This window comes from Haloferax sp. s1, from assembly GCF_058382125.1.
The window spans coordinates 1-7,515 of sequence record NZ_JBZRPK010000561.1 but is presented as its reverse complement, the minus strand read 5'-3'; the positions used below and the strand labels follow the sequence as shown (position 1 = coordinate 7,515).

The following is a 7,515-nucleotide window of genomic DNA, read 5'->3' as shown; positions in this document are numbered from 1 at the left end:
CGTCATCGAACTCGAAGCTATCCTCGTGGTCGTCCTCGTCACCCTCATCATCGAACTCAAAGTTATCCTCATCATCTTCGTCGTCATCGATGTGGTTAGCCTCGTCTTCGTCACCGAATTCGAAGCCGTCGTCCTCTTTATCATCGACGTGATCATTGTCATCCACGACACAATCGTCTTCACCCTCTCCGTCATCGTGCGTCGAATTGTCAATCGCGGCGACTCTCTCGCCGTCATCGATACTACGTCCCTCCTCTGCAAGTCCTGCTCCGAGTAGCTGGTCGGCCCCGAGGGTCGATTCAGTCGGAACCGTCTCTGTGGCCGTCACTGACGGTGGAACGCTTCCGAGAACAGTGGCTACGACGATGAATATGACGACGAGCGTAAACTGCTGATGTCGGGTCATAAAACGCGCTGAACTAGAGGACTGGGTTCAGAAGAACAATGTACGTCGATACAGATAAGTGCGAGATAACTTATGAGCCAGAGCGTTAAGCACCGCTCACATCGTGAATAATTGAACAGCGACTTACGCCACCGTAATCAAGTCATTGCACACTCGACCGACCGCTGTCGTGCGGTTGGATGTGTCACCAGTTGCAAACGCTACTATAGGACCGCTTGGCGAGGCGGCCCACGTACCAGACGAGAATCCGTCGTCTGTCCCCGTCAGACACACGTCCACCGATGACTGACCGTCAGCTCTCGGCGTCGGTCTCGACTACATTCTTGAAGTATTCAAGCTCAACGAGTGTGTGTTGGTAAACCTCTTTTTCGAGATCAACGGCAGCCGTCAACGCCTTTTCGGCTACTTTGCCCAGTACTGTCGGTGGAACGCGAGCCCAGACACGATGCGAGAGATGGGTCTGTCCGCCTCTCGGGTCGAGCACCACGGTTCCGCCTTCTTCGACAGTGAATGTGAACGGGAGCAGGGGCAGTGTATAGGTGCAAGTACCAATCCAACTGAATCGTTGTTCTTCGACGACGTCACGGAGCTCAGCGTTGATCATGCCTTTGATCGGGCCAACATACTCACGCTGGTAAAATCGGAGGCCATCGCGAAGCGGCTTTTTTGGGTCCATGACGACCCACATCCCGTCGTGGTCAGGGTTAGAGCGTTCCCAGCGAGTTTCGAATTCCTCCAGATACGGCCACACGGTCGCCGGTGACGCATCAATCTGGACCGCGGCGCTTGTTTCGATCATGTATTACCAGTCCGGGTCGGTGTGATTGACGCTATACCCGAGTATACTCGGGGGAGTTCTTGAGCTGCGCCTGCGAATGGAACGCCATGCGCTATGCGTCCGGGGTGCTCATCTGGAATGACGGGCAACTCCACCCACTGGAGACCGCTATCGAAGCCTGTCCTGCCGTGACGATCGACACGAGCTATCAAATCAGCAGAGTCGGTGACCGGCTGGTTGAACTGTGCGAGTTTTCGGGCGATATGGCTCGGCTCGAACAGCTCCTCGAATGCGAAGGCTCCGTCCACGACTTCGCGGTCACGCGAGAAACCGGCCTCGCGTACGTCGAATACAGCCAATCGCCGTCCATGGAGCTGCTGTTCGACATCCTCGTTGCGTACTCGCTCGTTCTCGTGCCGCCTCTTGTGTACACAGACGACTACACAGATCGTGGCGTTCGCCTCACGGTCGTTGGGACTGAATCTGCGATCACATGTATTACAGCTGACCTTCCCCCCGAGGTCGACATCTATCCGGAGTCCCTTGGTGAGTACGTCCCCAAACGCGGCCAGCTTGTGGACCTACTCACCGAACGGCAACGAACGGTGTTCGAGGCTGCCGTCGAACTGGGCTACTACGAGGTCCCACGGGAAGCGACACACGAGGAGATTGCGGCGGCGGTCGGACGTGCTCCAGCGACGGTCTCGGAGCAACTCCAGCGAATCGAAGCGAATCTGCTGCCGCGCTACCTCGACACGGAGTTTGGACGTATATGACCCGAGTATACTCGGAGGTGGCTATACTGTCACCCGTCACGGAGCCTCCGTATGGTCCGTCCTGACGCAGCTGTGCTCGTCGTCGGTGGCTACGGCACGATTGGCCGGACTGTCTGTACGGAGCTCGCCGACCGGACACAGGGGGAAATACTCGCTGCTGGTCGCTCGCAGAAAAATGCCCGCCGATTTGCCAGTTCGGTCGCTGGCGTCGAGCCCCGCACGTTTGATGTAAGCGACAGTGCGGGATATGCGGACGCGCTCGCTGACGTGGGGACGGTGGTCATGTGTCTGGATCAAGACACGCCACAGTTCGCGAAAGCCTGTCTCGAGCGCGGCATCGACTACGTCGATATCTCGCCGACGGACGCGCTTCTCCGGGCTATCGAGTCGTTCGACGATCTCGCTCGGGAACGAGGCGCGACGGCCGTACTCAGTGTCGGACTGTCTCCCGGACTGACGAACCTCTTCGTTGCTGAAGCAACCGCAGAACTCGATACAGTCGACCGAGCGGACATCACCCTACTGCTGGGTATTGGTGACGCGTTCGGCCCAGATACGGTTAAATGGACAATCGAGGACGCACTTGGGGACTTCTCGGTGCGGCGTGACGGCGAGTCGACTTCAGTGACTGGCCTCACCGATCCCCGGGTGGTCGAGATTCCTGGCTGGGGGCGGCGCCGAGCGTATCGGGCAAATCTCGCAGATCAGCACGTGCTTGCCCGGACGACGGCCATCCCGACAATCGAGAGTCGACTGTGTTACGACTCTCGCATCGTCACTCGCTATCTGGCAGTATTACGCCGCACCGGACTGTACCAGCCGGTCGTGTCGGCGCTCGGTGTCGATGAAATCGTCAGGCTGACCGATGCAATCCCGTTTGGGTCCAACGAGTCGGTAATCAACGTCGAGGTTAGCGGTCGGGTCAACGGCCGAGCAACGCGAATCAAGCGGTGGGTTCGGGGACCTGATCAAGCCCGTGCGACTGCAATCGTCACTGCTCGAGTCGTAGAGGCGGTGGGGCCGCCACAACCGGCGGGTGTCCACCACATACAGGAGCTGTTCAAGAGCTCACCGTTCTGTGATGTCTTGGTCACGGCCGGGTATAGCGTCGGGCGTGCAGAACAGTGGGAAGAGCCGTCGTAGTGGGGAAATCCATTGCCACGACGGCATCGGACTCGGTCGGTGAGAACGAAGTCGGCCGCGTGGAGTTTGAATATCGTCACGTCGTCACCGGGTATGGCGGGAAGACAGACATTCATAGGCTGTTTCGGTTCGCCGGACACTGTCTGATTCTGTGCAACGAGGGGTCATGAGTGAGTACTGCGATACTCTTACTAGTTAACTGACCTAACCAACGTTACTGCGACTCTGGGCTCTATGTTGGTTAATCTATTCTACTCCAATGTAGACGGAATATTCCGTGCTAGCAAGGTTTATTCCTATGAACCACGTGGTATGGGTATGGAAGAACCGCACTCTGAACTCCAGGCTGATGCCGAGGAGCGAACGAACTCACCAGATTTCGATGCTCTGGTCCCTCCGGAGGAACTTGTTCGTGGGGGCCGAACGCGAGACGATTTTTTTGATGCTGTGCTTGGGCTTGACAGTCCAGCTACCGTTGGCGACGTCGCCGACCTCGCAGGCCACGGTGTCGATGCCGCGAGAGAGTACTTAGAGTGGTTCGAACGAATGGGAATCGTGACACAGATTACCGAGTCGCCAGCGACGTATGAACGCAACCAGTCGTACTTGAACTGGCGACGGGTCCAGACGCTCCGAGACGACTACACGACAGCAGAACTCCTTGAGTTCCTGAAGACGGAAACAACACGTGCAGAAGATTTGGCTGAGGAGTTCGCTGTCGCGTCGCCGGCAGCGGTCTCTCTCTCGAAGCACGCTGCCGCCACTGAACAATCGATAGAAGATGTTTGGGAGGCTGTTTCCGCGTGGAAAACGGCTCGGCGTCGGATAAAGCTCCTTGAACGGGCGTTAGCGAGCGAGTCGGGTGGTGCGGCCGACCAACGAACAGCGGTATGACAGGCCAGGATGAGAGTACTGCGTCTGAGTCGGTCTCCGGCGCTCCAATTGATTTTGACCGCCTGGGCATTATTCGAAATCGGTTTACTACCGACGAGCGGTTCACTCAGGTAGTTGATCAACCTGAATTCGCCCCTGAACGGCTGGTTTGCGTGTATGATGGGCGGTTCTACCCATCGAGTGTTCAAAACGCTCGTTTAGAGCTCGTCTGGTTCGAGAACGGCGACTTCTCGCTACACTACCACGAAGACCACGATGAAGGAACGTTCGATCACCGATGGGACCGCCACCCGTCGGACCACAACACTCGCGACCACATCCATCCTGGGCCAGATGCACCAACCCATGGGGACGATACATCCCACCCCAGCGATTGGCGTGACGTCCTCTCAATGGCACTCACTGAAATTGAAACCCGCCAGCGTGCATTTTGGGAGGGCTGATTCTGAATATCGCGTCTACAGCACGACAGTGAGTTTGTCCAGATAGCCTCGCTTAGGTGGAAAAGTGGTGGTGTGGCTGTTGACGACCAATTCGAAGATGTTCTATGACCGCTTGTACTATCTATTAGGTCGGTACTCTTGACCGACTTCCGAGAGTCGGGTTATTTCGGAACCAAGTCAGATCCCCACATTGCCAAAATAAAGACGTACTCTGATGACCTCAACTAGCAGCTCCCTCTCACGGGAATTCCAGTTGAGTCTTCTTTTTGACATCTCTCAATTTGGAGTCTAGACGACAGCTAAGATCAAAAATTTTGACTTGGGTTACTTTGTTCAATTCACTATAACTGTCATGTTCGACACGACCCATATTTCTACAGCCTTCATCAAATTCGCGTTTCGCCGAGCTTATTTCATCCAATATTCCCATCACTTCAATAATATCTTCTTGAATATTTTCATCGCTAAAGAGGTGGGTGTTCTGTCGAAGAGCCCCCCTTAGTGATTGTTCGTCAACTGCCTCAAGAGGCGGAATGTGATCCCGGTTTGGTACCTCCTCTATATTCTCTTCAAATGAATTCACAAACCGAGAGATCTCAAACTCTAGTTGCCGGACTGCCTGTTGGCGACGATCTGCCTCAACGAACATCGACTCTAACTGCTCTCGACTCATCGGCTGCTTCTGGTCGTTGACGCGGACAAAATAGGACGAATCAGATGCCTTGACTGGCTTACGCGAGGCCTCAAAGACACGAACTGCAAGCGCTATTCTGTCGGTATTCTCGCTCGGGGGGATGAGTGGGTCGGAGACATAGATTTCTACAACTGGCGTTGTATCCTTAATATATTGATTGACTGTTCGTCTGACCTCATGTTCCGGTGGTTCAAACGGCGCTGGATCAATCGAATCAGCCATACCAAAAACAAGAATCCCACCACATCCATTGGCAAATGCAGTGAACTCTCGTTCAAGGTTTCTTCGCCACTTTTGTTTTGACTTATCTGAATTTTCTCCAGTAGGATACGATAGATGCTTCTTGTATTCCAAGTAGGTACTCTCTGGGACGTCGTTGTCAGCTAGGAACTCAATCGTATCCCAAGTCCAATCCTTAACGTCGGACGGATACAGCTGGTCTTCCATAGAAAAGAGTGTTTTCAGAGACAAATAAAATGATAGACCAGATGTCAAGTGTACTGAGTAGTAGGGGGAACCGTCTTCACAACCAAACACTCAGTAGTTCTGAGAATCACCTAGTTTCGGATAGGTGACTAATTATTCTGTGCTAGTTCGGTTGGAACTACTGTATGGGTGCAATTTGCGTGTCCTGGAACGGTGACTCCGTCGTTCCAGTTGCCTTGTCTCTGCTGAGAATACAGCGCTCGGAGGAGCTCCGAGGTTGCATGTTTTCCCCCCGCCAACTGCTGGGTACAATCTGAAGTCGTGTCTTCTCGAGGAGAGCGCGGGACAAAACACTCTGAGTCTCCTCGCTCTTCGAGAATCTCCATTACTGATTGGTTATAAAACCGACTCAGTTGCGACCGTATCAACCGTTCTTTCCACTGGCTGTTGAATACGTGATTGTTCCCCATATGAAGTGAGTTACTGGGTGGGAGCTCTGATGAGACACGTTGCTCAGCGGTTGCATGGTCGATCTCTCCTTTAACAAGCTCCGACAGTATCGTCCTGAAGTCTTCTTTTCGTGTACCTCCCTCGAGGCACTTTCCTATGATTGGTTCATCAGCTATCAACTCCAGAGCATGCAGCCTAATCTCACCGTTGTTGGAGAGTGCTTTTGGGATTTCGTCGTAGTGTTGTGCCCATTCTGTCATGATTCCACACATAATAATGTCTATACGATAACAAATATCTATCCCCGAATCAGACATTTTGTGCTCAGGCAAGAGCGACAAAGTGCCGAATGCACCCTAGTGAGCAGTTCCGAGAATCTGGTTTTCTCTTTTCGGAACCGAGAGCCAAAGAGAGTTGGCCGTGGTATGCTCCGAGCATTCATATTTGAGCAGTGTCCGCATCTGTACGTGGTTAGAAAGTCTTCACTACTGCTAGCTGTTTCTGCCTTGTGCTCCCCAGCACTGCTGTTCTGGTCTGAGACCTCAGGGAAGACAAATCTAGTAAATCACACACCCCCGTACGATCTCCCAGCATTTGCTCAAATCGTAGGCGCACTCGGGAGCCTAGTGCTGTCCGCTGGTTTGGTGTATCTCTATCGGCGCCAAACAATGATTCTGAACGAAGAAAAAAAGCAAACAGAATTCCAGTCGAAGGCCCTGTTACGTATCGAGGATTTACAAGTTATTCCAGCCGAGAAGGTTAGCGAATACGCGACTAATAATGGCTTGGATACTTGGCCCCATCTTTTACATGCAGATCTGGTTGAAGTCACCCTGTCAAATTTTGGTCGGGCACCGGCTGAAGAACTCAGAGTAGAAGCAATGCTAAATGGGAACAAGATCGGTTGGGAATCGCAGGGACCTTTAATTCAGGGGGAATGGAAAACTGCGCTGAAAAAGATGACTGGACCTCGTATGGATGCGATCCGCTTGAATGACCAGGGCGGTGTAATAGGAACGAACGAACGAGAGAAAGTTTACACCACTTCGCTCCATGCGGTGACCGACGAGATCGAAGAGCAGCTGGGTGATGATGTGTGCATAAATGAAACTATGGGTGACAATCCTCCAGGATTTCTCTCAGCTTCCGAGCTTCTGTGGATATTTCAAGATTCTGGCGAGTCTGAAATCGACGCGGGAGTTCGATTGTGGTACAAAGATGGACTGGGTGATCGAAGACCGATAAGACTTGGATACACAACCGTCGAGTCGAAGAATATCACCGACTTCCATTCAGTTATCTTTAATGCGAGGCCTATGATGCCAGATGACGTTCCTGAAGAAAACAAATGGTGGGAAAAATCCGAATAGACCTTTGATTCTCCTCCCCGAGTCCTGCAGATCCGACTAGCAGATGGCTATTCTATACGCTTCCGAGAATACCCCATTCTCGTAACCTCCGGCGCGTCGAAGTCACCAAATCGGCCTGTTTTCACCCGAGATCGA

The 7,515-nt window shown here is 53.2% G+C and carries 7 protein-coding genes and 1 pseudogene; 5 read left to right on the top strand and 3 right to left on the bottom strand.

All coding sequences use genetic code 11. From position 1 onward, the window contains the following. Both QT222_RS10365 and QT222_RS10360 read right to left on the bottom strand, forming a co-directional pair. Nucleotides 1-406: pseudogene (locus QT222_RS10365) on the bottom strand (Matrixin); the annotation flags it as partial. Between the two features lie 292 nt (nucleotides 407-698). Continuing rightward, complete coding sequence (locus QT222_RS10360; protein ID WP_491477117.1) at nucleotides 699-1,205, bottom strand: SRPBCC family protein; 507 nt, start codon at nucleotides 1,203-1,205, stop codon at nucleotides 699-701. Between the two features lie 86 nt (nucleotides 1,206-1,291). Between QT222_RS10360 and QT222_RS10355 the strand changes: the two genes are divergently transcribed. The 4 genes from QT222_RS10355 to QT222_RS10340 all read left to right on the top strand — a co-directional run bounded on the left by QT222_RS10355 (nucleotide 1,292) and on the right by QT222_RS10340 (nucleotide 4,440). Next, the gene (locus tag QT222_RS10355; RefSeq protein ID WP_004061012.1) at nucleotides 1,292-1,960 is read left to right on the top strand and encodes a helix-turn-helix domain-containing protein; all 669 of its coding nucleotides are present in this window, start codon (nucleotides 1,292-1,294) and stop codon (nucleotides 1,958-1,960) included. A 51-nt stretch (nucleotides 1,961-2,011) separates the two neighbouring features. Continuing rightward, complete coding sequence (locus QT222_RS10350; protein WP_491477116.1) at nucleotides 2,012-3,103, top strand: saccharopine dehydrogenase family protein; 1,092 nt, start codon at nucleotides 2,012-2,014, stop codon at nucleotides 3,101-3,103. 318 nt (nucleotides 3,104-3,421) lie between these two features. After that, a complete protein-coding gene (locus tag QT222_RS10345) occupies nucleotides 3,422-3,997 on the top strand; it encodes a DUF7342 family protein (RefSeq protein WP_491477115.1) in 576 nt (191 codons plus the stop codon). Continuing rightward, the gene (locus QT222_RS10340; RefSeq protein ID WP_004061008.1) at nucleotides 3,994-4,440 is read left to right on the top strand and encodes a toxin-antitoxin system TumE family protein; all 447 of its coding nucleotides are present in this window, start codon (nucleotides 3,994-3,996) and stop codon (nucleotides 4,438-4,440) included. Before QT222_RS10345 ends, QT222_RS10340 begins: the two co-directional genes overlap by 4 nt. Before the next feature lie 238 nt (nucleotides 4,441-4,678). Here the strand turns inward: QT222_RS10340 and QT222_RS10335 are convergent, their stop codons facing one another. Further along, nucleotides 4,679-5,581 carry an ATP-binding protein gene (locus QT222_RS10335; protein ID WP_004061007.1) on the bottom strand — a complete coding sequence of 301 codons (903 nt, stop codon included), beginning with the start codon at nucleotides 5,579-5,581 and terminating at the stop codon, nucleotides 4,679-4,681. Between the two features lie 1,097 nt (nucleotides 5,582-6,678). Between QT222_RS10335 and QT222_RS10330 the strand changes: the two genes are divergently transcribed. Further along, entirely contained in the window at nucleotides 6,679-7,380 is a 702-nt protein-coding gene (locus tag QT222_RS10330) for a hypothetical protein (protein ID WP_049963747.1), read from the top strand. Nucleotides 7,381-7,515: the final 135 nt, after the last annotated feature.

What these genes read in the sequence shown, in the direction of transcription:
- QT222_RS10360 (WP_491477117.1), bottom strand. Translation starts at nt 1,205, where the DNA reads ATGATCGAAACAAGCGCCGCGGTCCAGATTGATGCGTCACCGGCGACC.
- QT222_RS10355 (WP_004061012.1), top strand. Translation starts at nt 1,292, where the DNA reads ATGCGCTATGCGTCCGGGGTGCTCATCTGGAATGACGGGCAACTCCAC.
- QT222_RS10350 (WP_491477116.1), top strand. Translation starts at nt 2,012, where the DNA reads ATGGTCCGTCCTGACGCAGCTGTGCTCGTCGTCGGTGGCTACGGCACG.
- QT222_RS10345 (WP_491477115.1), top strand. Translation starts at nt 3,422, where the DNA reads ATGGAAGAACCGCACTCTGAACTCCAGGCTGATGCCGAGGAGCGAACG.
- QT222_RS10340 (WP_004061008.1), top strand. Translation starts at nt 3,994, where the DNA reads ATGACAGGCCAGGATGAGAGTACTGCGTCTGAGTCGGTCTCCGGCGCT.
- QT222_RS10335 (WP_004061007.1), bottom strand. Translation starts at nt 5,581, where the DNA reads ATGGAAGACCAGCTGTATCCGTCCGACGTTAAGGATTGGACTTGGGAT.
- QT222_RS10330 (WP_049963747.1), top strand. Translation starts at nt 6,679, where the DNA reads ATGATTCTGAACGAAGAAAAAAAGCAAACAGAATTCCAGTCGAAGGCC.